This is a genomic window from Curtobacterium sp. VKM Ac-2887, from assembly GCF_015350935.1.
Taxonomy (GTDB): Bacteria; Actinomycetota; Actinomycetes; order Actinomycetales; family Microbacteriaceae; genus Curtobacterium.
In genome coordinates, this window is record NZ_JADKSB010000002.1 from 49,699 (window position 1) to 75,273 (window position 25,575).

At 71.5% G+C, this 25,575-nt stretch carries 23 protein-coding genes and 1 pseudogene; 14 read left to right on the forward strand and 10 right to left on the reverse strand.

The window, feature by feature from the left end; all coding sequences use genetic code 11:
- Window positions 1-7: 7 nt before the first annotated feature.
- The 8 genes from ITJ69_RS03030 to ITJ69_RS03065 form a co-directional block, all read right to left on the reverse strand.
- Window positions 8-916 (reverse strand): hypothetical protein, encoded by a 909-nt coding sequence (locus ITJ69_RS03030; RefSeq protein WP_194671968.1) that lies wholly within the window; start codon window positions 914-916, stop codon window positions 8-10.
- 95 nt (window positions 917-1,011) lie between these two features.
- The gene (locus ITJ69_RS03035) at window positions 1,012-1,626 is read right to left on the reverse strand and encodes a response regulator transcription factor (protein ID WP_323742932.1); all 615 of its coding nucleotides are present in this window, start codon (window positions 1,624-1,626) and stop codon (window positions 1,012-1,014) included.
- Complete coding sequence (locus ITJ69_RS03040; RefSeq protein ID WP_194671969.1) at window positions 1,623-2,996, reverse strand: sensor histidine kinase; 1,374 nt, start codon at window positions 2,994-2,996, stop codon at window positions 1,623-1,625. Before ITJ69_RS03040 ends, ITJ69_RS03035 begins: the two co-directional genes overlap by 4 nt.
- A 253-nt stretch (window positions 2,997-3,249) precedes the next feature.
- Complete coding sequence (locus ITJ69_RS03045; RefSeq protein WP_194672082.1) at window positions 3,250-4,314, reverse strand: Gfo/Idh/MocA family protein; 1,065 nt, start codon at window positions 4,312-4,314, stop codon at window positions 3,250-3,252.
- A gap of 35 nt (window positions 4,315-4,349) precedes the next feature.
- On the reverse strand, window positions 4,350-5,180 hold the full coding sequence (locus ITJ69_RS03050) for a ThuA domain-containing protein (RefSeq protein WP_194671970.1): 831 nt from the start codon (window positions 5,178-5,180) through the stop codon (window positions 4,350-4,352).
- 47 nt (window positions 5,181-5,227) lie between these two features.
- Window positions 5,228-6,118: a carbohydrate ABC transporter permease gene (locus tag ITJ69_RS03055; protein WP_111084887.1), complete on the reverse strand. Its 891-nt coding sequence runs from the start codon at window positions 6,116-6,118 to the stop codon at window positions 5,228-5,230.
- Window positions 6,115-6,975: a carbohydrate ABC transporter permease gene (locus tag ITJ69_RS03060; protein ID WP_111084886.1), complete on the reverse strand. Its 861-nt coding sequence runs from the start codon at window positions 6,973-6,975 to the stop codon at window positions 6,115-6,117. Before ITJ69_RS03060 ends, ITJ69_RS03055 begins: the two co-directional genes overlap by 4 nt.
- 148 nt (window positions 6,976-7,123) lie before the next feature.
- Window positions 7,124-8,335: a sugar ABC transporter substrate-binding protein gene (locus tag ITJ69_RS03065; protein ID WP_123294666.1), complete on the reverse strand. Its 1,212-nt coding sequence runs from the start codon at window positions 8,333-8,335 to the stop codon at window positions 7,124-7,126.
- 174 nt (window positions 8,336-8,509) lie between these two features.
- On the opposite strand from ITJ69_RS03065, the gene ITJ69_RS03070 reads away from it, so the two are divergent.
- The 9 genes and pseudogenes from ITJ69_RS03070 (at window position 8,510) to ITJ69_RS03105 (ending at window position 17,020) form a co-directional block, all read left to right on the forward strand.
- The gene (locus ITJ69_RS03070; RefSeq protein WP_173170643.1) at window positions 8,510-9,526 is read left to right on the forward strand and encodes a LacI family DNA-binding transcriptional regulator; all 1,017 of its coding nucleotides are present in this window, start codon (window positions 8,510-8,512) and stop codon (window positions 9,524-9,526) included.
- 387 nt (window positions 9,527-9,913) lie between these two features.
- A pseudogene (locus ITJ69_RS21060) lies at window positions 9,914-10,294 on the forward strand (extracellular solute-binding protein); the annotation flags it as partial.
- Window positions 10,228-11,214, forward strand: coding sequence for an extracellular solute-binding protein (locus ITJ69_RS03075; protein ID WP_323742936.1), 987 nt, complete (start codon window positions 10,228-10,230; stop codon window positions 11,212-11,214). The pseudogene ITJ69_RS21060 and the gene ITJ69_RS03075, both read left to right, overlap by 67 nt.
- Window positions 11,211-12,182 carry a carbohydrate ABC transporter permease gene (locus ITJ69_RS20850; RefSeq protein ID WP_185021092.1) on the forward strand — a complete coding sequence of 324 codons (972 nt, stop codon included), beginning with the start codon at window positions 11,211-11,213 and terminating at the stop codon, window positions 12,180-12,182. Before ITJ69_RS03075 ends, ITJ69_RS20850 begins: the two co-directional genes overlap by 4 nt.
- Window positions 12,182-13,030 carry a carbohydrate ABC transporter permease gene (locus ITJ69_RS03085; RefSeq protein ID WP_228504701.1) on the forward strand — a complete coding sequence of 283 codons (849 nt, stop codon included), beginning with the start codon at window positions 12,182-12,184 and terminating at the stop codon, window positions 13,028-13,030. Before ITJ69_RS20850 ends, ITJ69_RS03085 begins: the two co-directional genes overlap by 1 nt.
- 123 nt (window positions 13,031-13,153) lie before the next feature.
- Window positions 13,154-13,891, forward strand: a complete 738-nt coding sequence (locus ITJ69_RS03090) for an acyl-CoA dehydrogenase (RefSeq protein WP_228504703.1) — start codon at window positions 13,154-13,156, stop codon at window positions 13,889-13,891.
- An 8-nt stretch (window positions 13,892-13,899) separates the two neighbouring features.
- Window positions 13,900-14,451 carry a signal peptidase I gene (locus ITJ69_RS03095; protein ID WP_194671972.1) on the forward strand — a complete coding sequence of 184 codons (552 nt, stop codon included), beginning with the start codon at window positions 13,900-13,902 and terminating at the stop codon, window positions 14,449-14,451.
- Complete coding sequence (locus ITJ69_RS03100) at window positions 14,448-15,176, forward strand: hypothetical protein (protein ID WP_194671973.1); 729 nt, start codon at window positions 14,448-14,450, stop codon at window positions 15,174-15,176. The genes ITJ69_RS03095 and ITJ69_RS03100 overlap by 4 nt, the downstream gene beginning before the upstream one ends.
- Window positions 15,173-17,020, forward strand: a complete 1,848-nt coding sequence (locus tag ITJ69_RS03105) for a choice-of-anchor G family protein (RefSeq protein WP_194671974.1) — start codon at window positions 15,173-15,175, stop codon at window positions 17,018-17,020. Before ITJ69_RS03100 ends, ITJ69_RS03105 begins: the two co-directional genes overlap by 4 nt.
- Window positions 17,021-17,087: 67 nt before the next feature.
- On the opposite strand, the gene ITJ69_RS03110 is transcribed toward ITJ69_RS03105, so the two are convergent.
- Window positions 17,088-17,534 carry a MarR family winged helix-turn-helix transcriptional regulator gene (locus ITJ69_RS03110; protein ID WP_194671975.1) on the reverse strand — a complete coding sequence of 149 codons (447 nt, stop codon included), beginning with the start codon at window positions 17,532-17,534 and terminating at the stop codon, window positions 17,088-17,090.
- A 121-nt stretch (window positions 17,535-17,655) separates the two neighbouring features.
- Between ITJ69_RS03110 and ITJ69_RS20855 the strand changes: the two genes are divergently transcribed.
- Window positions 17,656-18,639, forward strand: coding sequence for an AraC family transcriptional regulator (locus ITJ69_RS20855; protein WP_194671976.1), 984 nt, complete (start codon window positions 17,656-17,658; stop codon window positions 18,637-18,639).
- A gap of 7 nt (window positions 18,640-18,646) precedes the next feature.
- Here the strand turns inward: ITJ69_RS20855 and ITJ69_RS03120 are convergent, their stop codons facing one another.
- On the reverse strand, window positions 18,647-19,678 hold the full coding sequence (locus tag ITJ69_RS03120; RefSeq protein WP_123294674.1) for a LacI family DNA-binding transcriptional regulator: 1,032 nt from the start codon (window positions 19,676-19,678) through the stop codon (window positions 18,647-18,649).
- Between the two features lie 145 nt (window positions 19,679-19,823).
- Here ITJ69_RS03120 and ITJ69_RS03125 point away from each other — a divergent pair, with 145 nt between their 5' ends.
- From ITJ69_RS03125 to ITJ69_RS03140, 4 genes are read left to right on the forward strand one after another with little or no spacing between them, the layout of a single operon-like run.
- Window positions 19,824-21,122 (forward strand): ABC transporter substrate-binding protein, encoded by a 1,299-nt coding sequence (locus ITJ69_RS03125; RefSeq protein ID WP_133938533.1) that lies wholly within the window; start codon window positions 19,824-19,826, stop codon window positions 21,120-21,122.
- 2 nt (window positions 21,123-21,124) lie between these two features.
- Window positions 21,125-22,147 (forward strand): carbohydrate ABC transporter permease, encoded by a 1,023-nt coding sequence (locus tag ITJ69_RS03130; RefSeq protein WP_194671977.1) that lies wholly within the window; start codon window positions 21,125-21,127, stop codon window positions 22,145-22,147.
- Window positions 22,147-23,028, forward strand: a complete 882-nt coding sequence (locus ITJ69_RS03135) for a carbohydrate ABC transporter permease (RefSeq protein WP_194671978.1) — start codon at window positions 22,147-22,149, stop codon at window positions 23,026-23,028. Before ITJ69_RS03130 ends, ITJ69_RS03135 begins: the two co-directional genes overlap by 1 nt.
- Window positions 23,025-25,556: a glycoside hydrolase family 3 N-terminal domain-containing protein gene (locus tag ITJ69_RS03140; protein WP_416354923.1), complete on the forward strand. Its 2,532-nt coding sequence runs from the start codon at window positions 23,025-23,027 to the stop codon at window positions 25,554-25,556. The genes ITJ69_RS03135 and ITJ69_RS03140 overlap by 4 nt, the downstream gene beginning before the upstream one ends.
- Window positions 25,557-25,575 lie beyond the last annotated feature (19 nt).

The window sequence follows — 25,575 nt, forward strand, 5'->3', positions numbered from 1 at the left end:
GTCCGCGTCAGCGGGTCGCGACCACCAGCGGCTGCGGGTCCACCGGGTCCGGCGGCACCGGCAGGGAGCCACGGATCTGGTTCTGCGCCTGGCACTGGCTCGTGCAGTTGGTGGCACCCTGCGACAGCTCGACGGCGTCCTCGCCGAGCACGCCGCCCAGCCGGCCACCGGGCTGGACGGTCCACGTGGTGGTCGTCGCGGTCTGCGACGTCTTCGTGGCGACCTGCGGGCTGTCCTTGCCGAGGAGCATCTGGTGCGAACCACTGCCGGACGCCACGGCCGCGACGCCGTCGCCGAAGTTGATCTTGCCCGTGTACGGGTTCGTGAAGTAGAAGAGTCCCGCACCGAGCGTGTGGGTGAACGTCACCGGGCCGGCGAACTCGGTCTCCATCTGGAAGATGCCGCCCTGGGCGCCGTCCTTCGCCTGGATCTTGTACTTGCCCAGACTCGTCGAGAAGATCGCGACCAGGGTGTCGTCCTTCACGTCGAGCGACGCCAGCTCGGCGCCGGCGAGTTGGCCGGCGGTGAGCGACGGGACCTTCGAGGCGAACACCACCGTCGGCTTCGTCACCATCCGCTGCGTGTCCGCCGCACCGGTCAGGGTGTAGTCGTACACGCCGAGGTCGGCGATGCGGATGTCGAAGCCGTTGTGCTTGCCACGGACCTTGATCGAGCCCGAGACGGCGACGCCCTTGACCTTGAAGTCCTTGCCCACTGCGGGGTTCGTCGTGGCCCCGTTCACCGTGACGGCGTAGTCGCCACCGGTCGAGGTCTTGCCGGACGCGTTCGCGGGGGAGACCCCGACGAGGGCGGCTGCGGCCACGGCGCCGAGGGAGACCGCGGCGGCGATGCCGGTGAGTCGGCGGCGCGTGCGCACGGTGTGCGTGGAAGCCGGGTTCGTGGGTGCGGCGTGCATGGGTGCCTCCTGGGGAGGGGCCGGGGTGGCCCGTACACGTCGATCGTCGCCGGACCCGGTCGACGGCACCATCGGACCTTGGTACTAGTACCCGGTCACCAGCCGTGGTCGCGGGCCCAGAGCGCGGCGCTCGTCCGGTCGGCGACCCCGATCCGCCGGAACAACGAACCGACGTGCACCTTCACGGTCCGTTCGGCGATCCCGAGCTCGGTGGCGATCTGCCGGTTCGACAGTCCGCGAGCGAGCCGCACCAGGACGTCACGCTCGCGCGGGGGCAGGTCCGGAGCCGGGTCGGCGGGCGCGGCCCCGGGCAGGAGCGCACGGGCCACCCGCGGGTCGAGGGGCGTCTCGTCCCGGCCAGCGGCGCGGACCGCGGCGACGACCTCGTCGGGGGAGGCGTCCTTGAGCAGGTAGCCGGTCGCGCCCGCGGCGAGTGCGGCTCGGACGCGGTGGTCATCGGAGAACGTGGTGAGGACGAGCACCCGGACATCGGGTAGCAGGGCGCGCACCTGCCGGGTGGCCTCGACCCCGCCGGCGCCCGGCATCGACAGGTCCATCACCACGACGTCGGGTCGGAGCCCGGGGGCGAGCGCCACGGCGTCCTCGCCCGTCGAGGCCTCGCCGACGACCGCGCAGTCGTCGGTCGTCGCGAGGACGGCGCGCAGGCCGCCCCGGACGAGGGCGTGGTCGTCGACCAGGAGCACCCTCACCGCAGGTCCTCGGTGTCCGCGGGGACCTCGAGCTCCCAGGTGGTGCCGGTGCCGGACCCGGTGCGGAGGCGCAGGGACCCGCCGGTGTCCTCGGCGACCTCGCGCAGCAGCGTCGTCCCGAGGTGCCCGGCGCGGATCGAGCCGACGACGACCGCCGGGTCGAACCCGGTGCCGTCGTCGGCCACGACCACCCGCACGACGGCTCCGGACCGGTCCACCGTGACCTCGACGCGGCTCGCCCCGGCGTGCTTGACGGTGTTCCAGACGGCCTCGCGGACGAACCGCACGACCGCGAGGAGCGCCGCCGGCGAGGCGTCGACGACGTCGGGCGAGCGGATGACCGTGGTCAGGCCGGCGGCGCGAGCCCGTGCGCAGGCGTCCTCGAGCGCGGGAGCGAGTCCGTCGGGCGTCGGGGCCGCTGGACGGATCGTCGACATCGACGTCCGGAGCGAGGACACCGCCGACCGGAGCACGACCGCGGCGTCGCGCGTGGCGGGGTCGGCGCCCAGCGACAGGGCGAGGCCGGCGACGTCCTGCACCGGGCCGTCGTGCAGTTCCGCGGCCATCCGGCGACGTTCGGCGGCCTCGGCGTCGAGCGCGCGGCCGAGCAGCCGTTCGCGCAGCCGCTGGCCGGAACGGATGCGGACGAGCAGCCAGAGCAGCAACGGGACGAGCAGTGCGAGCACGACGGCGACGACGCCGAACGCCAGGGCGGCGAACGACCCCCGCAGGTCCGCAGCTCGGGCGAGCACGTCGTCGTAGGGCTGGTACGCCTCGAACAGCAGCGCTTCCCCCGAGGGCGTGTGCACCGCCTGGTACGCCTCGAGCAGCGGCCCGTGTCCGCGTTCGTAGCGGTTCTCGGGCTCGTCGAGGTCGGACACCTCGGCGTCCGACCGGTCGGACTCCAGTGCCTCGAGGTCCTCGGCGGACAGCGGGAACCGCTCGCCGACCAGCCGCCGTTCATCGGACCACAGGACGGTCCCGTCCGCCGCCCAGAGCTTCATGCGCACGGCCGATCCGGCCCGGAGCTCGCCGGCGACCGCGTCGTCCAGTCGGGTTCGGGCGGCGGCGTGATCGGCGTCGTTCGCGGCCGGGTCGGCGATCACGTCGAGCAGCGCCGGTTCGACCACGACCCGTGCCAACGCCGCGGTGTCGGTGGTGGCGTCGCGGACGGCGAACGACTCGGCGATGCGCTGGGAGACGAGTGCCCCGGTAGTCGCGACGGCGGCGCCGCCGACCACGGCGGCGAGGACGACCCCGACGAGGACGCGCCCCCACGGAGTCCGCCCCGTCCGTCGCCGCGGGTCGGCGGCCACCACCACGACCGGCTGCGCGGTCGTGCCACTGTCCGACGACCGTTGTCCCTGCACAGGGACACCGTAACCGGCGCGCCGTGATCGTGGAACAGGCGGACGGGAGGCCCGTGGCGGCGTCGCCACGGGCCTCCCGTCCGTCCTCGGTCGCGTCCACCGCACGTGCCGCGCCCGACAGGAGCGGTCGCGGTCCCGCGACTCGCCGCGCACGTCCGCCGAGGTTCCGATCGGGAGCCTGACGGCCGCCGACATGCCGAGATCTCGGAACCTCGGGGGAACACGCGCGGGCGTGCCGGGCGGGTCGTGCGCCCTACGACGTGGGCACCGACGCACTCAGCGCACTGCGCACCGAGCTCCACGCCGCCAGGCGGTCGCGGACCGCGTCGTGCTGCTCGGCGGCGAGTGCCTCGGCGTGCGCGCGCTGGAGCACCTCGTCGATGACGATGCGCTGCCCGGTGCGGGTCGACGCGATCGCCGCCTCGACCATCGCGAGGCTCATGACGTTGCCGTGCACCTCACCGTCCGGGGTCTCGCCGGAACGCACGGCGTGCACGAACGACGTCAGCGCCCCGGCGATCTCGTGCCCGACGCCGGCGGCGGGTGACGGCGTGCCCGCGGTGCCGTCGAGGTCGCTGGACGGGTCGTGGTCGCCGTCCCACAGCGCCGTGCCGGCCGCACCCGAGGCCCGCCAGTCGCCGTTCCACGAGGTCTCGGCCCCCGGTGCGCACCACGAGCCGTCGTACACGTACCGGATGTCGTCCTCGAAGGCGAAGACCGCTGCCGCCGCCGCGTCGCCGCGGTACCAGGACCACGACGGGTTCCACGACTCGCAGTACACGGACACCGGGTCCCGTTCGAGCACGTAGCGGGCGGAGTCGAACGCGTGGATCGCCATGTCGAGCAGCAGGACGTCGTCCATCTGCTCGCGGAAGCCGCCGAAGTGCGGGGCCTTGGCGAACCGGGTGCCCAGGCCGCCGATCGCGCCCAGGCCGCGCACGTGCTGGCGGAACGCGACGAGCTGGTCGTTGTATCGCCGCGACTGCGACACCATGAACAGCTTGCCGGTGGCCTCGGCGGCCGCGGCGAGCGACAGCGCCTCGGCGACCGTCTGCGCTGCGGGCTTCTCGCCGAGCACGGGGAGCCCGGCGTGCAGGGCCTGCAGCGTGACGGGGTGGTGCGCGACCGGGACGGTGATGTCGAGCACCGCCTGTGCACCGGTCTCGGCGGCGAGCACGGTCAGGTCGGTGCCGACGGGGATGCTCGGGTCGCCGGCGTGTTCGGCACCGGCCCGGGCGGCGTCGAGGTCGAGGTCGACGATGCCGACCAGCTCGACGTCGGGATCGGCGGCGACGGTGCCGAGCCAGGCCCGGCCCATGCCGCCGGCGCCGACCTGCAGGACGCGGAGCGCGGTCACGCCTGCGCTCCGGCGTGGTCGTCGACGGGGGCGTCGTCGACGGGAGCGTCGTCGACGGGCGCGTCGTCGAACGGGCCGCGGTAGTGCTGGCCCTCGAAGTACTCGCCCAGGTCGTAGCGGCGGAGCGTCGGGATCTCCCGCTCGCGCTCCGGCCGCGCCCACTCGGTGGCGTTCGCGATCACGCGGCGGACGTCCTTGTGGTGGTACACGGGGAAGTCCTGGTCGCCGGGCGAGAAGTAGAAGATCTTCCCCAGGCCGCGGCGGTACGTCATGCCGCTCCGGAACACCTCGCCGCCGGTGAAGCCCGAGATGAACACGAGCTCGTCGGGGGTCGGCACGTCGAAGTACTCGCCGTACATCTCCTGCTCGGGGATGACGATCGGGTTCGGGACGCCGCGGGTGATCGGGTGCTGCGGGTTGACGGTCCAGACGAGTTCTTGGTCGTGTTCACTCCGCCAGCGCAGGGTGCACGTGGTGCCCATCAGCTTGCCGAAGATCTTCGACCAGTGGCCGGAGTGCAGGACGACCAGCCCCATGCCGGACAGGACGTGCTTGTGCACCCGGTCGACCACGGCGTCGTCGACGTCCTGGTGCGCGGCGTGCCCCCACCAGGTCAGGACGTCCGTCGCGGCCAGGACCTCGTCGGTCAGGCCGTGCTCGGCTTCCTGCATGGTGGCGGTCCGGACGACGGCGTCGGGCAGGTTCTCGCGGATGCCGTCGGCGATCGCGCCGTGCATGCCGTCGGGGTACCGCTCGGCGACGTGCTGCTCGACCTGCTCGTGGACGTTCTCGCCCCAGACGGTGATGCGCAGCGGGGTGGTGGTCATGGTGTGCCTTTCTGGCTGGGTTGCGTGGTGGCGTCGGTCCGGGGCCGTCACTTGACGGCACCGCCGAGGGCACCAGCGGAGATGTACTTCTGCGCGAAGATCAGCAGGACGGCAGCGGGCAGGGACGCCAGCACCGAGGTCGCCATGACGGGTCCCCAGTCGGTGACGTTCGAGCCGATGTAGTTGTAGATGCCGAGCGTGATCGGTCGCACTGCGGTCGTCGACGTCAGGGTCAGGGCGATGAGGAAGTCACCCCACGCGCCAAGGAACGTGAAGAGCGCCGCGGTGACGATGGCGTTCCGGCTGATCGGCACGACGATCGACACGAACGCCCGGAAGTCGCTGGCGCCGTCGACCAGTGCGGCCTCGACCAGGCTCGGCGGGATCGACTCCATGAACGCCCGCATGAGCAGGATGGCGAACGGCACCTGGACCGCGCTGTCGGCCAGGATCAGCCCGACGTAGCTGTTGAGCAGCCCGATGTTGTTGAACAGCGTGTACAGCGCGTTCGCGATGACGATCGCCGGGATCATCTGGGTGATCAGCAGCACGAGCAGGAACACCCGGCCGCCGCGCATCCGGAACCGGGCCAGCCCGTAGGCGGCCGGCGTCGCGATGGCCAGCGTCAGCAGGACGGTTCCGAGGCCGATGATCATGCTCGACAGGAAGTTCTGCCCCTGCTGGGCGAACGCGGCCTCGTACCCGGCGAAGGTGGGGGAGAACGGGAACCACGTCGCCGTGGCAGCCCCGGACGTCGCCTGCAGGCTGGTGTTCACCATCCAGTAGACGGGGAACACCATGATCGCGAGGAACACGCACCCGAGGATCGTGAACGGGATGCCCTTGGCGGAACCGCGCGGGCGGGGTGCCCGGGTGGTCCGCTTCGTCGTGATCGCGCGGGTGGCGGTGACGGTCTGGTTCGCGAGTCCGACGCTCATTCGTCGACCGCCTTCCGGGAGATCGCGATGTAGACCATCGCGAAGACGAACGAGACGACGATGAGCACGTTGCTCACCGCGGCTCCGATGCCGAACTGGAAGTTGATGAACGACTGGTGGTACGCGTTCGTGGCGAGGGTCTGCGTCGAGTTCGCCGGCCCGCCGCCGGTCAGGCCGAGGATGATGTCCACGACCTTCAACGTGTAGACGACCCCGAGCACGACCACGACGCTGACCACCGACCGGATGCTCGGCCACGTGATGTACCAGAACGCCTTGAACCCGGTGGCGCCGTCGAGCGACCCGGCCTCGTAGAGCTCCGGCGGGACGGACTGCAGACCGCTGTACAGGATCGTCGTGTTGAACGGGATGCCGAGCCACACGTTGACGCCGATGACGGCGATGAGCGCGAGGCTCGGGCTGACCAGCCACGGGACCGGGGCGATGCCCACCAGGCCGAGGAGCTGGTTGAGTGCCCCGCTGTCCTGGTCGAGCAGCCACTTCCACACCGCGCTCGAGGCGATGAGCGGCAGGAGCCACGGCAGGAGCAGGAGCCCCCGCAGGAAGCCCGACAGCGGGAAGTGCCGACGGAAGAACAGCGCGAGGCTCAGCCCGATGACGAACTGCAGGATGATCGAGCCGGCCGTGAACAGGGCGGTGTTCACGAGGCTCGTCGTGAAGACCGAGCTCTGGAACACCGAGATGTAGTTGCCGAGTCCCACCCAGGGGGCCTCGCCGGTGAAGAAGGTCGCCGTCGTGTAGTCCTGGAAGGACATGATGATGTTCTTCACCACGGGGTAGCCGAAGAAGACGGCCACGAAGACCGCCGCTGGCACCACGAAGAGCCATCGGGTCACGCCGGATCGGAACCGGGCGCGTCGTTGCCCGGGTCGGGGTGTCGTCACGGGCGGGATCGTCCGTGGTCGTGTCTGTGTCGAGGCGCTCACGCCGGGGTCCTTTCCTGCACGCCGGAGGGAGCCGACCGGTCGGCCGGCTCCCCGTGGACTACTGCTCTTGCGACTGCGCCTGCTTGAGCGCTGCCTCGGGGCTGGCCTTGCCGGTGAGGGCGAGCTGGACGGCGGTGTAGATCTTCGTGGCGGCCTTGGGCCAGTCGGGTCCGAGCTCACCGGTGCGCGCGCGAGCGGTCTGCACCGTGGTGACGAAGGACGCGACCTGCGGGTGGTCCTTCGCCCAGGCGGCGCCGGCCTCGAGGTTGGTCGGCACGTTGCCGCTGACCTCGGACAGGGTCTTCTGCATCTTCTGCGAGTGGAGGCAGCCGACGAACTTGCCGGCGAGCTGCATCTTGTCCTTGTCGCCGGTCTGCGGGACGGTGAACGCCTCGCCGCCGAGCGGTGCGACCGTGGCCTCGCCGGTGCGCGTCGGGATCGGGACGCTGTCGAACTCGAGGCTCTTCTTCTCGTTGAGCGCCGGCAGCTGCCAGGGACCGTTGATCATCATCGCGGCCTTGCCGGCCAGGAACTGGTTGTTGACGTCCGCCTGGGCCCAGTTGATCGAGCTCTTCGACATCGAGCCGTCGTCCTGCAGGTCCTCGACGAGCTGCAGCGCCTGGGTGGCGTCCGCGGTGGCGATGTCCTTCTCGTCACCGCCGTTCGACCAGAAGAACGGCAGGAACTGCCAGGTGCCCTCGTACGTGTTGATGTTGCTCATCGCGAAGCCGTAGGTCGAGCCCTTGGTGAGCTTCTTCGCCGCGGCCTTGAGCTCGTCCCACGTCTTGGGCGGCTGGACGCCGGCGTCCGCCAGGAGCTTCTTGTTGTAGTAGAGCGCGATGGAGTTCGTGTTCGACTGCAGGCCGTAGAGCTTGCCCTTGTAGGTGCTCGCCGCCTTCACGCCGGGGACGTCGCCGTCGGCGTCGAGCCCGTAGTCGGACAGGTCGGACAGGGCACCGGAGGAGGCGATCTGCTGGACGTCGGGGTTGTCGAGCATGAGGACGTCGGGCAGCGTCTTCGACGATGCCTGCTGCAGCACCTTCGCGATCAGACCGGCGCCGGCGACGTGGTTGATCGTGACCGTCGCGCCGACCTCCTTCGCGCAGGTCTTGTAGACCGGGTTGTAGTTCGCGTCGTAGTAGTCCTCGATCGTCAGGGCCTTGCTGCCGCCCGACGAGGCCGATCCGGAGCCGGAGCAGCCGGACAGGACCAGGGGGATCGTGGCGACGACGGCGACAGCGCCGACGAGGGCGCGCGTCCGGCGGGACATGGAGGGGAATCTTTGCTTCATTGCAGAGCTCTTCTCTTGACGGGTGCTGGGGCAGGCACGCATCGACGAGGCCGCTGACGTCATCGTCGCTGTGCTCCTGGGGCGAGAAGCTAACAGATAAGCGCTTCACCTGTAAAGCGCTTTTCTGACTTCGTGCGCGCTAGGATCAGCGCCATGGCCACGATGCAGCAGGTCGCCGATCGGGCGGGGGTCTCGATCGCCACCGTGTCCTTCGTGGTGAACGGGACGAAGTACGTGACCCCCGGCACGACCGCGCGGGTGAAGACCGCGATGCGCGAGCTGAAGTTCCGCGGCAACGTCGTCGCCCGGGCCCTGGCGAGCCGGCGGACCCGGATCATCGCGCTGCTGTTCCCGACCACCGGCAACCGCTTCAGCCCGACGACCTCGCAGTTCTTCATGAGTGCGGCGGAACGGGCGTCCGAGCGGGGCTACCACCTCGTGCTCTGGCCGGTGGACCCCGCTGGAGACGACCTCGACGACCTCGTGTCGGGTGGGCTCGTGGACGGCGTCATCCTGATGGAGGTGCGGATGGACGACCCCCGCGTCGCCGTCCTCACCGACCTCGGCGTGCCGTTCACCCTGATCGGCCGGACCCGCGACAGCAGCGGTCTGCCCTTCGTCGACATCGACTTCGAGACGACCATCGAGGACAGCCTCGACCACCTCGAGACGCTCGGGCACCGCCGGTTCGGACTCGTGCTCGAGGACCTCGAGGGCACCCCGATGGCCGGCTACGCGCCACACCTGCGCGTCGAGGCGACCTTCCGGCGCGCGATCGCCGAGCGCGGGCTGGCCGGGACGGTCGTCACCGCCGGGCCGGGCAGCGACGGTGGACGGCAGGCCACGAGCGACCTGCTCGCGGCGGACCCCGACGTCACGGCGCTGCTCGTGATGAAGGACGACTCGTCCGCCGGCGTCCTCGTCGGCCTCTACACCGCCGGGCGGCGGGTCCCCGAGGACGTCTCCGTGCTCAGCATCGCGTCGTCCGAGGCCAACGCTGACCAGCACTACCCGCGGCTGTCGACGATGGTCGCCCCGGGTCAGGAGCTCGGGATCCGGGCCGCCGACGCCCTCATCGAGCAGCTCGACGGCACGTCCGACGACCTGCCGCACTTCCTGCTGCCGTGCACGCTCCGCACCGCGGAGTCCACGGCCCCCGCCCCCGCCTGACCACCTGCCGACCCCATCCGAGTCTCGGCGCCGCGTCCCCGAGACTCGGGCGCAGCGACAGTCCTCGCGCCGGCGCCCCCGAGGACTGTCGCCCGCCCCGAGACTCGCCCGCGCCCGTGACGTGGCCAGGAGACGGACGGGAGGCGCGGGGCGGGCCCGCACTGCGCCTCCCGTCCGACGGATGGTCACATGACCCGCCCGCGAGACTCGCGCACAGCGACTCGCCTCGCGCCGTCAGCCCCGCGGACTGTCGCCCACCCCGAGACTCGGCCATGCCGCGGCCGCCGCCGCCGCGCGCCCACCGGGCGCTCAGGGTCCGTTGGTTGTGTGGACGCACAGGTTCGCAGCACCACACGTCGAGGAGGACGGATGGCCATCGACCGCAGGATGTTCCTGCTCGGGGGAGCGGGGGTGCTGCTCCTCGCGGGTTGCTCCACGCGCCCCGAGCGCACGCTGGTCCAGGACTGGCCCACCGACCCGCCAGAGGGCGAGGCGACGATCAGCTGGTGGGCGGGCCAGGTCGCCTCGAAGGACGGCGGTGACCTGCGGCGCCGGCTCATCGCCGAGTTCCAGAAGGAACACCCGAACATCCGTGTCCGCATCGTCAGTGCCCCGAGCGACACGGACACGAACCGGACGAGCCTGACGACGCAGATCGCTGCCGGCAGCAGCACGCCGGACGTCTACCTCGGCGACGTCGCGTGGCCCGGGCAGTTCGCGAAGAACAAGCTCGCCACCCCCGTGAACCAGCTCGTGGGCGAGGACTTCTTCGCCAGTTCCCCGAGGGCCTGCGGCAGGCGGCGAGCGTCGACGGGACGTACTACATGTTCCCGCTCTACATCGACGAGTCGTTCTTCCTGTACCGGAAGGACCTGCTCGCGAAGCACTCCCTGCAGGTGCCGGGGTCGTGGGAGGAAGTGCGCGAGACGGCCGCGAAGCTCGTCGACACCGGTGACGTCAGCTACGGGTTCGCGTTCCAGGGCGACGTGTACGAGGGCCTCACCTGCAACGTCACCGAGTTCGTCGCGGACGCCGGCGGCTCGCTGCTCAACGACGACCTGACGAAGCCCGAGACGACGAGCTCGGAGACGAAGCGCGCCTTCGAGTTCATGCGGTCCCTGATCACGGACGGCGCGAGCCCCCGGGCCACCCTGACGTACCAGGAGCAGGACACGAACGACGCCTTCTCGGGAGGCCGGGCGGCGTTCCTGCGCAACTGGTCGTACGCGTGGGGAATCGCCAACGGGCCGGACAGCCGGGTCGCGGGCAAGGTCGGGCTCGCCGCCCGTCCCACGTTCGACGGGCAGGACGAGCACCACTCGACCATCGGCGGGTGGGGGAACTACATCAACCCGCACACGCAGCAGCCCGCGGCGGCACTGACGTTCGCACGCTGGATGTCGAGCGAGACGGCGCAGCAGTTCCTGACCCGCGAGGGCGGCGTCCTGCCGGCCCGCAGCGCGTCGCTCGTCAGCGAGGACGCGAAGCAGCAGAAGCGCCCGACGTACGACACCGCTGCCGGCATCACGCTCGTGCCCCGTCCGACGTCGACCGCGTACTACCCGAAGGTCTCGCAGGGCGTGTACCAGAACGGCAACAGCATCCTCGGCGGACAGGCGTCCGTCGACGGCGGCACGAGCACGATGGCCTCGGCCATCGCGCTCGCCCTGCAGGGGGAGGCGCTGTGAGCGCCGGCACGGCCACACGGTCGGGCACCAGGCCGGGAGGCACGGGTCGCCAAGACCCGCCGCCCCGCCTGAGCGGGCGGTCGCGTCTCGACCGCATCCGCGCGCGGGGCGCGTGGGGCTTCGCGGCCCCGGCGCTCCTGGTCGTCGCGGCGGTGACGATCTTCCCGGTGGTCTACTCGATCGTCCTGAGCTTCGCGGACGTCGAGGTCGGCTACGAGGGGTTCACGATCCAGTCGTTCGGGCTCGGCAACTACGCGGCCCTGCTGCAGAGCGCGGACTGGTACCGGGCGCTCGGCTTCACGGTGCTCTACACGGTCGTGACCGTCTCGGTGGAACTCGTGCTCGGCATGCTCGTCGCCCTCGTGCTCGAGCGGCTCGGGGCCACCCGCGGCTGGATGCTCGCGCTCATGCTCATCCCGTGGTCGCTCGTCACCATTGTCAACGCGCAGCTGTGGAAGTACATCTACGACAGCACCTACGGCGTCGCGACGTGGTTCTTCGGCCTGTTCGGGGACGCCCCGGTGATCCTCGGCGAACCGGTGCCCGCGATCACGGGCCTGATGGTCGCGGACATCTGGAAGACGACGCCGTTCGTGGCGATCATCCTGCTCGCCGGGCTCGTGCAGATCTCCGAGGACCACTACGAGGCCGCGGAACTCGACGGGGCCAGCACCTGGCAGACGTTCTGGCGGGTGGTGCTGCCGCAGCTCACCCCGACGCTGACGATCGCGGTGCTGTTCCGCATCCTGCAGGCGTTCGGCGTCTTCGACCTGCCCTTCGTGCTGACGAACGGCGGACCGGGCACCGCCACCCAGTCGCTCGCGATCATGGGTTACAAGGTCCTGTTCCAGGACATCAACATCGGCCCGGGCGCGGCGATCGCGACGTCCACCGCGATCATCGTCGCGGCCGGGTGTCTGCTGTTCCTCCGGGCGTTCCGGAACCAGGCGAAGGGAGGGGATGCCTGATGCCCCGTCAACGTGTGCGCAAGGGCTGGCGCAAGTGGGTCAACACCGTCAACGTCAGCGGCGTCGTCATCGCGGTGCTCACGGCGCTGCCGCTGTACTGGCTCGTGTCGACGTCGCTCAAGCCGGCGTCCGAGATCGGGCAGTCGCCGCCCACCGCGTTCCCGCAGTCGTTCACCCTCGACAACTTCGTGGTGGCCTTCCGCGACAACGCGCTCGGGCAGTACATGGTGAACAGCGTCATCGTGTCGGTGTCGACGACGGTGATCGTGCTCGCGCTGGCGTTCCTGGCGGGTTACGCGCTCGCCGGTCGGTGGATCAAGGGCCGCACGGCGATCATGACGTCGCTGCTCATGCTGTCGGTGTTCCCGGCGATCGCGGTGCTCACGCCGCTGTACCTGCTCGAGCGCAACCTCGGACTGCTCAACTCGTACCCGGGCCTGATCGTGCCGTACGTCGCGTTCAACCTGCCGTTCGCCATCTGGATCATGCGGAACTACCTCGTCGGGATCCCCTCGACGATCGAGGAAGCGTCCGAGATCGACGGGGCGGGGGCGTGGCGCACCGTGCTCAGCGTGATCCTGCCGATGGCGAAGCCGGGCCTGTTCACGGTCGGCGTCTTCACGTTCACGGCGTCGTGGAGCGAGTTCCTGATGGCGCTGACGTTCAACAGCGAGAACTCGTTCCGGACGATCCCGGTCGGCATCGCGCTGTTCGGCACGCAGTTCACGGTGCCCTTCGCGCAGATCTTCGCGGCGAGCGTCGCGGCGACGGTGCCGATCGTGATCCTGGTGCTCGTGTTCCGCCGCTCGATCGTGTCGGGGCTCACCTCCGGTGCCGTCAAGGGGTGACGCGTCCATTGATTCCTGAGGGATAGTCCGCCAGGATCGGAGCAGACGTCGACGGCGACGGCCAGGACCAACCACCCCGGCCGTCGCCGCCACCGATCGGCGTCACGGATCAGGAGACACGTCATGGCTGACAGCACTGCGCCCCCGCGCGCCCGGAACCGCGGCCGTCGCGCCACGGACGACACCGCCCGCCGCTCCCGGCGTCGCAACCGGGTGTTCGCACTCGCTGCCGGCGGGGTCCTCGTCATCGGCGGCGCGGGCTACACGCTCGCGTCGTGGACGGACACCGAGTGGGTGTTCGGCGGCAACGGCTCGGGTGGGCCGGGCGTGGGGACGTCCGGGTTCGAGGTCGAGCAGAACGTCACGGCGCCGTTCGCCGCGGCGGGCTTCACCTCGGACGAGACGAACCCCGGCCAGGCGCTCCGGTTCACGGTCGACGCGCTCGCCCTGTCGCCGGGCACCGCGACCTACGCCCCCGTCGCGCTCCGCACCACCGCCGACTCGATCGCCGGCGACCTGGTGCTCCGGGCAGCGGTCCCGGCGTCCGGGGTCACGGTCTCCGACGCCGACGACGTGCTGTGGAACGCCCTGCAGGTCCGGGTCGCCGCGATCACGGACACCACCGCAGTGTGCGACGCCACCGCGTTCGACGTGCCGTGGACGAGCGTCGCGTCCGGGCCGCTCGGCACGGCTGCCGCGACGATCGCGCGGCCCCTCGCCGCGGCCGGCGGCTCGACGCAGGTGTACTGCTTCGAGGTCTCGCTGCCCGCGTCGCCGACCCTGCCCGCCGGCACGTCGGTCGACGCGCTCCAGGGGCGGACGGCCGCGCCCGCGTGGCAGTTCGCCGCCGAGTCCGACTGAGCGCGGCCGTGCGCGGCTCCACCGCGCCGACGTCCTCCGACGAGGGCGCGGCGCCGCCCCGTCGTCCTGCCGACCGCATCCGCACCGTCGTCCTGACGGTCGCCGGCGCGATCGGGCTCACGTGCCTGCTCGCCTGGGCCGCCGTGGCGTTCACCGGGCTGTCGTTCGTCGTCGTCACCACCGGGTCGATGGCCCCGACGATCCCCGCGGGCGGGCTCGCCATCACGCACCGCGTGCCCGCGGCCGAGATCACCGACGGGGACGTCGTCACGGTCCCGCGCGCGGGGTCGGCCCTGCCCGTCACCCACCGGGTGGTCGCGGTGGACCGGGTGCCGGGGGACACCGCGGCGCGGTCGCTCACCCTGCGGGGCGACGACAACGCCTCCGACGACCGCGACCCGTACGTCGTCCGGCACGCCGGACTCGTGTTGGCGCACGCCCCCGGCCTGGGCTCGGTGCTCGTCGTGGTCACGAGTGCCCCGGCCCGAGGGCTGACGGTCGCGCTCGTCGGCGTGCTCGTCGCGTGGGCGTTCTGGCCGGCCCGGCGGGAGGACTCGTGACCCGCGTCCTCGCCACCTCCGCGGCGGTCGCCGCGGTGCTCGTCGGTGCGACCGGGATCGGCACGACGGCGGTGGCGGTCGCCGCGACGGACTGGAGGCCCGTGGCCGAGACCGGCACGCCGGGCCGGTTGGTGCTGCACACCGGTCCGGAGCCCCTCGAGCTGCCCGGGGCGGGGAACGACGCGGACGTCACGTGGCAGGTGCGGACGAGCGTCGACGCGCCCGGCCCGGTCACCCTCGACCTGCAGCTCACGGGGCGGGGCGGCCTGCCGGGCGGGACCGACGGCGTGCTCGTGACGGTCGCGACGTGCGACCAGCCGTGGGAGGACCCGTCGGGAGCCCCCACGTGCGGCGGACAGACCGCCGCCCTCGTCGACGCCGTCCCCCTCGTCGACTGGGCGACCACCGCGCCGTCGGTCCGTGTGCCCGACCCGGACGGCGACGGCTCGGCGTACCTGCTCGTCCGGTTGTCCCTCGGTGACGCCGCGACCACGGTGCCCCGGACCGCCGAGGTCGGCGTCGGCGTGACCGCCCGCGGCGGGGACCCCGTCGTGTCCGGACGCCCGGCACACGGCGGCGGCAACGGCGACGGCGAGGGCGCTGGCGTCGGCCCGGTCGTCCTCGCGATGACGGGTGGCGGGTTCGCGGGGCCGGTGCTCGTCGCGGTCGCGGCCGTCCTCGCCGGCGTCGCTCTCCGACTCCGGCGCCCCAGGAGCCGGTCGTGAGCCGGCGTCCGCTGCACCTGCGCCGTGGCCGGATCGCGGTCGTCACCGGCATCGTCGTCGCAGCAGCCCTGGTCACGCCCACCGCCGTCCCGAGCACCGCGTCGTGGTCGGACCGCGAGTGGGCGCACGGGGCCGTGGGGACGTCGTCGTTCGACTGCGGCACCGACGCGGACTACACGTCGACGGCCTCGAGCCGGTTCCTGGGCGGGAGCATCGCCGGCATCGACCTCGACGACGTCGCCACCGTGCGCGGCGTCGACGTCGCGAAGACCGGCGCCGCACCGGCATCGGTCGAGCCGGCCACCGCGCCCGAGCTCGGCACCGGCGGCCGCCCGTTCACGCAGGCGTTCGGCAACCCGCTCGACGTCGGGCTGCTCGGCGACGTGGCGGGCATCGACCTCACCGGTCTCGGCCTCGGACTGCCGGCCGGTTCGGCGGGCGCGGTGAACCAGGTCGCGACGGCGTCGGGCACCGGTGACGCGGTGGCGGCATCCGGGCTCGTCGCGGACTCCGGTGGCGTGCTCGTCACACCGACGACCCCGTCCGGCGACCTGCCCGACCCGGCGTCGATCACGCTCGGCCGCGCACTGCCGGGCATCGCGGACGTCACCGACGTGGGGCTCGACGTCGGAGCCGTCGGTGCGAGTGCGCAGCTCGCCGGGTGCGACGCGATCAGCGACGACGTGTGGGGCGGGGTCGTCCAGCGCACGCTCGCGACGAACCTGCGGGCCGCGGTGCAGCAGGTGGCAGCCGACAGCGGGCCCGCCGGGCTCGAGCGCGACTACGGGATCGCGAGCCTCGACCTCCGTGTGGACAGCCCGCTCGTCGGTGCGCTCGTCACGGCCGTGAACGACACCGTGGTGCAGCTCGACGCCACGGTCGACGCGCTCGGTGGCACGGACGGGGTGCTCGCACGGACGATCAACCAGGGCGTGCTCGGGGTGCTCGGCGGGCTCACCGGCAGCCTCGGGCTCGGCACCATCGGGGGCACCGTCGAGATCACCGGGCCGGACCTGGCGGGCGCGGTCGCGCCGTTGCTCGCCGAACCCGTGCAGGACGCCGGCGGAACGTTGTCGCTCGACCTGTCGGCCGGATCCGTCCGGGTCGACCTCGCGCATCTGCTCGGCGACGACGAGCACGGGCTCAACGACCTGCCGCCGAACCACGAGGTGGTGCTCGACGCCGTCACCCTCGGTGCGCTGGCCGACCGGCTCGGGCAGGTGGTGGACGCCTGGGCGGGGAAGATCACGACCGCCCTGACGACCGCGCTCGGGTCCCTGCACGTCCGGATCGCGCTCGCCGCCGACCTCAGCGCGCCCCTGGTGCTCGGCATCCGCGTGAAGATCGCCACGCTGTCGATCGGCGTCGACACCGGGGTCGCGGCGCTCATGGCGGGGCAGACGAAGCTGTCGGTCGGGGTCGCGCTGCTCGGACTCGACCTGGGTGGCCTGCTCGGCATCGTGACCGGCCTCGCCACGTCGCTCGTGAACCCGTTGACCCAGGCGGTGGTGGGGACGCTCACGACCCGGTTGTTCGCGCTCGTCGGGACGCTCGGCACGACGCTGACGACGACGATCGGCGGCCCGGTGGTCCGTGCGCTCGGGACGGTCCTCGCGCGGCTGCCCGGGGTGCTCTCGCTCCGGGTGAACGTGCAGCAGGACCTCGCGGCCGCCCCGACCCAGGCCGGCCGTGCGACGACCGGGCAGTACACGCAGACCGCACTCCGCCTGTCGATCGCGGACGCCCTGGTGCCCGGGGGACTGGCCCGCGTCGATCTGGCCAGCGCCGTGGTGGGGCCGAACTCGGTGTCGCTCATCGATGCCGCCCGTACCCGAGATAGGTAGCATCGTTACCTAGCTGCGCATGGTGGACAATCACCGGAGCCGCATGCTGACCGCCCGTAACCTGCCGTCAGGGGCTCGGGGCGCCGAGGTCGACGGCCGCGATGATGCGGTCGACGATCCGGACGAACCGGACCCTGTCCCGTTCCGAGAAGGAGGCCAAGAGCTCGTGCAGGTGCTTGTTCGTGCCGTCCATGGCGATCGAGTAGTCGCGTCTGGCGGTCTCGGTCAGCTCGATGTGGCGACTCCGTCCGTCGGCCGGGTTCGGCACACGGCTGAGGTGTCCGCTCTGCTCGAGTCGGTCCACCATGCCGGTCACCGCCGGTCCGGTCAGGCCGAGGTGCTTCGCGAGGTCCTTCACGCGGACGGTCCGGTCGGCCGCTTCGGCGCGGGACACGAACTGCAGCACGGTCAGGTCGCTGCCGGACACGTCGAGTTGCTCGCGCAGCCGCGCTCGCAGCGCGGACACCGCTGCTTCGAGTCGCGTCAGTGCCGCCACGAGGTCGAGATCGCTCACGGGAGCGCCCCTTTCGAACCGGTCGGGTCTGCGCCACCGTACGCCGTGCTCACCGGGTCAGCGTATCCACATAACGAGTCGCGCGGTCAGGTTCGGGTGTCCGGCACGGGGGCGATGCACCGTGACTGACACCTACGAGGCCCCGCGCGCCGGCGGACGCGCAAGCGAGCCGGTGCGCTTCGAGGTGTCCGGCATCGATCCGCAGTCCGCGGCGCGGGACCTGGCCACGGTGCACGGCGCCGAGCAGTGGTCCGCCCAGCAGACCGGCGGCGAGTTCCTCTACCGCTACACCGCGGTCGGCGACACCGAGATCAGCATCCGTCGGTCCCAGATGCGCGGCGTCCTGCGCGGTGCGATGCCGATCAGCACCGACTACATCGTCGCGTGGATGACGAGCGGCAGCGCCCACCTCGACGTCGGCGGGCAGCGGGTGGACCTGCACCGGAACGTGCCGACGCTGCTGCCCTGCGACACCGCGTTCGTCTTCGCGGCCGAGGACCACGACCAGCGTCTGGTGCACCTCGACCGGGAGCTCGTGCACCGGGTCGCCGGCGAACAGCTCGACCTGGGCGACCGCCCGCTGCGCTTCGACCACACGCGCGAACCGGACAACGCGATGTACGGCCGGTGGCAGGGTGCCCTCGCCGCGCTGTCCCGCGCGCTCCGTGTCGGCGGTCCGGACTCCGACACCTGGGTCGCGGCGAAGTCGCTCGCGATCGCCGCGTTCCTCGAGACCTTCCCGCCGCAGCTCGACGACCTGCCGGCCGAACTGGCCCTGCCGCGGAACGCCCGGCTGCGCGCCGCCGTCGAGTACGTCCACGCGCACGCGTCCGAGACCGTGACCATCGCCGACCTCGCCGCGGTGGCCGGCCTGAGCGTGCGGTCGGTGCAGGAGTCGTTCCGTCGGGTGTTCGACGTGTCGCCGCTCACCTACCTGCGGGACGTCCGTCTGGACCGCGTGCGCAGCGAACTCCTCGCACTCGACCCGCAGGTCGGAGCGATCGGCGACGTCGCCCGACGCTGGGGGTTCGCGCACCTCGGCCGGTTCTCGGCGTCGTACGCAGCCAGGTTCGGCGAGTACCCGAAGCAGACCCTGCGCCGCTAGCCGGGGGTCAGGCCCGCGGCGCGGGGCCGGTGCTGGAACGCACCCGCAGCGTGGTCGACAGACGGACGTGGTCCGACGCGGCCTCGCCACGGAGCATCGTCAGCAGCATCTCGACCGCGCGGGACCCGAGCTCGGCCAGTGGCTGCGACACGGTGGTGAGCGGCGGGGTGGTGATCGACGCCTGGGGGACGTCGTCGAACCCGACGACGGACAGGTCCTCCGGCACCCGCAGGCCGAGCTCTGCCGCGGCCCGCAGCACACCGACGGCTGACGAGTCGTTCGCGGCGAACACCGCGGTCGGTCGCTCGTCCATCGTGAGCAGGTCCCGCGCCACGGCCGCGGACTGCTCCTCTTGGTAGTCGCCGTCGCGGACGAGCCGCTCGTCGATCGGGAGTCCGGCGGCGGTCAGTGCGGAGCGGTACCCGGCCTCGCGCAGCTGGGCGGACGCCAGATCGACGCGGCCCCGCAGGTGCGCGATCCGGGTGTGCCCGAGCGCGAGCAGGTGCTCGACGGCCTGGACGGCCCCGCCCTCGTTGTCGGCATCCACCGTCGCGTGCCCCTCGGGTCCGGTGTGCGGGTCGATCGCGACGACCGGGATCGACGAGCTCGACAGGGCCGTGGTCGGCGTGACGACGATGGCGCCGTCGATGAGGGTGCCGGACAGGCGTGACAGCGACCGGCGTTCCCAGCCCGGGCGGTCGGCGCCGGTCATCAGGCCGGCGTAGGCGAGCAGCTCGTAGCCGGTACCGGTCGTCGCGCTCGAGATGCCGCGCAGGAGCTCGGTTGAGAACGGCTCGAACTCGGGCACCAGGATCCCGACGACCCCGGTGCGGGAGCTCCGCAGGCTGCGGGCGACCAAGGACGTCTCGTAGCCGAGGTCCGCGACGACCTGCTGCACGCGGATCATCGTGGCCGCGGCGACGCCGTCGCGCTGGTTGATGACCTTCGACACGGTGGGGATCGAGACCCCCGCGACCCGTGCGACGTCGCCGATCGTCACCCGGCCGGCACCGGGACGCGCGCCGAGTGCCGAGTCCATGTGCTCACCGTACCGCTGATGGCGTGTCGAAACGGCGTAGAAAACGTTATCGATATCGATTGACAAGCGGCAGGAGCACCTGGCACGCTCTCCGCAGCGGCAGTGGATGTCGCTGCATGTCAACGACGACACGAGGAGTTCCACGATGACGAGGAAGATCCGTGCCGCGGCAGCCATCGCGCTGATCGGGGCGACAGCACTGGTGGCCACGGGCTGCTCGGCAGGCGGCAACGCGGCCGACGACGGCAACGGGAAGGTCACGATGACCTTCTGGCACAACTCCACCACCGGACCCGGCAAGGCCTACTGGGCCTCGACGGTCAAGGCGTTCGAGGCGAAGTACCCGAACGTCACCATCAAGACGCAGGCCATCCAGAACGAGGACCTGGACGGCAAGCTGCAGACCGCGCTCAACTCGGGCGACGGGCCGGACGTCTTCCTGCAGCGCGGCGGCGGCAAGATGGACGCGATGATCGCCGCCGGGCAGCTCATGGACATCTCCGGCTCCATCAGCGCCGACGCGAAGAAGTCGATCAGCGCCGGGACGTTCGCGGGCTACGAGAAGGACGGCAAGACCTACGCCATGCCCGGTGCCGTGCTCCCCGAGGGCATCTGGTACTCGAAGGACCTGTTCCAGAAAGCCGGCATCGACCGTACCCCGACGACGATGGACGAGCTGAACGACGACATCGCGAAGCTCAAGGCCGCCGACATCGACCCCGTCGCCGTCGGTGCGAAGGACGCCTGGCCCGCCGCCCACTGGTACTACAACTTCGCGCTGCGCGAGTGCAGCCAGAAGACGCTCGAGGGCGCGGCGAAGTCGCTGAAGTTCGACAACGCGTGCTGGACGAAGGCCGGCGAGCAGCTCGAGGACTTCACCGCGACGAAGCCGTTCAACGACGGCTTCCTGACGACCGCTGCCCAGCAGGGTGCCGGCAGCTCCGCCGGACTCCTGGCCAACCACAAGGCCGCCATGGAACTCATGGGCGCGTGGGACCCGGGCGTGATCAGCTCGCTCACCCCGGACGGCAAGCCGCTGGCCGACCTCGGCTGGTTCCCGTTCCCCACGATCGACGGGGGCAAGGGTGACCCGAAGTCGATGATGGGCGGCGTCGACGGCAACTCCTGCTCGGCGAAGGCTCCGAAGAAGGCCTGCACGGACTTCCTGAACTTCATCGTGCAGAAGGACAACCAAGAGGCCTACTACACGGCGTTCCAGGCCATCCCGGTCAACCAGGAGGCCCAGTCGGTCGTCGACGCGGACTACCTGAAGTCGGCGCTCGCCGCCTACCAGGACGCGCCGTTCGTCTCGCAGTACCTGGACACCCTGTACGGCCAGAACGTCGGCAACGCGCTGAACACCAGCGTCGTCGACCTGCTCGCCGGCAAGGGCAGCGCGAAGGACATCGTGGACACCACCAACCAGGCTGCGGCCAAGGGCTGACCATGACCCTCGACACCTCGCTCGGCACGACACCGGCCACCGGGTCGGACACGGCCGCGGGGACGTCCCCGGCGGGGAGCGGTGCGCCGCTCCCCGCCGGACGGCGGTCCACGCGCCGCATCGCGGACTGGCGGAAGCGCGTCGAGATCGCGGTGCTCGCCGGCCCCGCGGTCATCGTCTTCGTCACCTTCGTGATCCTGCCCGTGGTGCTCGCCGCCTACTACGGGTTCTTCAAGTGGCAGGGCTACGGGCCGCCCACCGACTTCGTGGGGCTGCAGAACTACCTGATCATCTTCCAGGACAAGGCGTTCCACGCGGTCCTCATGCACAACGGCTTCATCGTCGTGCTGTCCCTCGTGCTGCAGGGGCCGATCGCCATCGTGCTCGCGCTCCTGCTCAACCAGAAGATGCACGGCCGCGGGCTCGTCCGCGTGCTCGTGTTCGTGCCGTACGTCATCTCCGAGGTGATCGTCGGCACCGGCTGGAGCCTGATGCTCCAGTCGAACGGCGCGGTGAACGACCTGCTCCAGGGCATGGGCCTCGGCGGGCTGCGGGCCGACTGGCTGTCCAACCCGGACATCGCCATCTGGACCCTGCTCGTGATCATCTCGTGGAAGTACATCGGCTTCGCGGTGATCCTGTTCCTGGCCGGCCTGCAGAGCATCCCCGAGGAGCTGTTCGAGGCGGCGGCCATCGACGGCGCCGGTTACTGGCAGATCCAGCGGCGGATCACCCTGCCGCTGCTCGGCCCCACCATCCGGATCTGGGCGTTCCTGTCGATCATCGGCTCACTGCAGCTGTTCGACCTCGTCTACATCATCTGGGGGCAGTACATCTCGTCGACCGCCGGCACCTCGACGATGGCGACGTACATGGTCGCCAACGGTCGCACGTCCGGCAACTTCGGTTTCGGCAGCGCCGTCGCCGTGGTCATGTTCGTGATCTCGCTCGCCGTCGCCCTGATCTACCAGCGCTTCGTGCTCCGCCGCGACACCGCGGGTGCACTCACCGAGAGGAAGAACTGATGGCCACCACGAGCATCGTCGCCCCCGGGCGGCGGGCCACGCGGGAGCGGCGGTCCAGCGCGGCCATCGGTCGCGCGAACCCGCTCACCTACCTGGTGGCGATCCTGTTCGTCGCCGCGAACCTCGTCCCGGTGCTGTACATCGTGCTGGGCGGCTTCCGGACGAACTCGCAGATCACCACGAGCCCGGCCGGGCTACCAGCGCCGTTCGAGCTCGGCAACTACGGATCCGTGCTGTCCAGCGGGATCTTCTGGCAGCAGCTCGCGAACTCGACGATCAGCGCCGTGACCACCATCGCGGGCGTCGTCGTGCTCGGACTGATGGTGAGCTTCGTGCTCGCCCGCTACCGGTTCGCCGGCCGCGGTGCGCTGTACGCCCTGTTCGCCGCCGGTCTGATGTTCCCGATCACCGTCGCCATCACGCCGCTGTACCTGCTCGTGAAGGACCTCGGTCTGACGAACAGCCTGGCCGGCGTGATCCTGCCGCAGATCGCCTTCGCGCTGCCGACCACGGTCATCATCCTGGTGCCGTTCCTGCGGGCGATCCCGGACGAGCTCGAAGAGGCAGCGTCGATCGACGGCGCCAGCCGCCTCGGGTTCTTCTTCCGCATGGTCGTGCCGCTGTCGCTGCCGGGCGTCGTCACGGTCGGCATCCTGGCGTTCATCGCGAGCTGGAACAGCTACATCCTGCCGCTGTTCATCCTGAACAACGAGGGCAGCTACACACTGCCGCTCGGCGTGCAGGCGTTCTCGTCGCAGTACTCGGTCGACACGGCCAAGGTGCTGGCGTTCACGTCGATGTCGATGATCCCGGCACTGGTGTTCTTCACCATCTTCCAGCGCCGCATCGTCGGCGGCCTGACCGGGGCGGTGAAGGGGTGACGACGACGGACGCGACCCGGGACACCGGACGCCAGCCGCGCCTCCAGGACGACAACGACGCACCCGACGCACCCGACGCACCCGACGCGACCGGACCCGACCGCGCCACCGCCCTGCTCGCCGCCATGACGCTCGACGAGAAGGCGGCGCAGCTCGTCGGCTACTGGCTCGACCAGACCGGCGTCGTCGCGCCCATGCAGGGTGAGATGGCGGCGGCCGCCGACGGCCGCACCTTGGCGGACATCACCCGCGACGGCATCGGCCAGTTCACCCGCGTCTACGGCACCCGACCGGTCGAACCCGACGACCGCGCGGCGTGGCTGTGGGCGGAACAGCGGCGACTCAAGCGCGAGACCCGGCTCGGGATCCCTGCGCTCGTGCACGAGGAGTGCCTGACCGGGCTCGCAGCGTGGAAGGCCGCGACGTTCCCCACCCCGCTGGCGTGGGGTGCGGCCTTCGACCCCGACCTGGTCGAGCAGGTCGGCGCCGCCATCGGCGCGTCGATGCGGCAGCTCGGCGTGCACCAGGGGCTCGCCCCGGTGCTCGACGTGGTGCGCGACCCGCGGTGGGGGCGGGTCGACGAGTGCATCGGCGAGGACCCGTACCTGGTCGGCACCGTGGGGACCGCCTACGTACGGGGGCTGCAGTCGGCCGGTGTCGACGCGACCCTCAAGCACTTCCTGGGGTACTCGGCCTCGCAGGCGGGGCGGAACCACGCACCCGTGCACGCCGGACCGCGCGAGGTCGCCGACGTGTACCTGCCGCCGTTCGTGATGGCCCTGCGCGACGGGGGCGCCCGGAGCGTCATGAACTCGTACGCCGAGATCGACGGCGTGCCCGTCGCGGCGAACGGTGAACTGCTGACCGGCCTGTTGCGTGACGAGCTCGGCTTCGACGGCACCGTCGTGGCGGACTACTTCTCGGTCGCGTTCCTCGAGGTGATGCACGGCATCGCCGCCGATCGTGGTGAAGCAGCGGCGCTCGCGCTCGAGGCGGGCATCGACGTCGAGCTGCCCACCGGGGACGCGTACCTCGCGCCGCTCGTCGAGCGGGTGCGGGCCGGTCTGCTCGACGAGAGCCTGGTCGACCGTGCGGTCCTGCGGGTGCTGCGGCAGAAGGAGCGACTGGGGCTGCTCGACCCGCAGGCGTTCGAGGACGAGCCGCCGACCGGGATCGACCTGGACACCCCGCTGCACCGCTCGTTGGCGAAGCAGTTGGCGGCGCGGTCGCTGGTGCTGCTGTCGAATCACGACGGGCCGACCGGCGTCCCGGTCCTGCCGCTGCGCGCCGGGGCGTCCGTCGCCGTCATCGGCCCCAACGCCGACCGCGCCGAGGCTCTGCAGGGCTGCTACTCGTTCGCCAACCACGTGCTCGCGTCGCACCCCGACCTGCCGCTCGGCTTCGCCATCCCGACCGTGCGCGAGGCGATGGTCGACGCCCTCGGCGACGACGCCGTGCGCTTCGCCGCGGGGTGCGCCGTCACCGGCTCCGACCGTGCCGGTTTCGCAGACGCCGTCGCCGTGGCCGCTGCCTCCGACGTCGCGGTCGTCGTCGTCGGCGACCAGGCCGGCCTGTTCGGCCGCGGCACCGTCGGCGAGGGGAACGACACCGAGTCGCTCGACCTGCCGGGTGTGCAACGCTCGCTCGTCGAGGCGGTCGTCGCCACCGGCACGCCGACCGTGGTGGTGCTGCTGACCGGGCGGCCGTACGCCATCGGATGGGCGCTCGACGGCGACGGTGTCGAAGCCGACGACGGCGTCGTCGCCGCTGGCCCGGCCGGCGCGAGCCGAGTCGCCGCTGGCGCTCGCCGACCCGCGGCGGTCGTGCAGGCGTTCTTCCCCGGCGAGGAGGGCGGCACCGCCATCGCCGACCTGCTCACCGGCGCCGCGTCACCGTCCGGCCGCCTGCCCGTCTCGCTGCCCCGTGCCGCCGGCGCCCAGCCGTACACGTACCTGCACCCGCGACTCGGGGGTCCTTCGGACGTCACCGCCGCCGACTCGACGCCGGTCCGCCCGTTCGGCTTCGGCCTCGGCTGGACGACGTTCGCGTACGACGACCTGGTCGTTGACACGTCGGTGCCTTCCGACGGGCTGTTCGACGCTTCGGTGACCGTCCGGAACACGGGCGCACACGCGGGCGAGGACGTCGTCCAGCTCTACGGGCACGACGTGCGCGGCAGCGTCACCCGCCCGGAGGTCCAGCTGCTCGGCTACGCGCGCGTCGCGCTCGCCGCGGGGGAGTCCGCCCGGGTCCGCTTCCGCGTCCCCGTGCAGCGGTTCGCGTTCACCGACCGTCGCATGCGCCGGGTCGTCGAACCCGGGGACGTGCAGGTCTGGGTCGCGTCCCACGCGGCGGCGTCACGACCGGGAGGCCCGGTGCCGGCAGGTGGGATCGTCGCGTCCGGTGGCGGGCCGGTCCGACGGCCCGTCCCCGGCTCCGCCACAGAGCGTGCCACGGTCATGGTGACGGGGCCGGTGCACGAGGTCACGCTGGACGACCCGCGGATGGTCGAGTGGACGGTGGGCTGAGCCGGGCCGCGCCGACGGG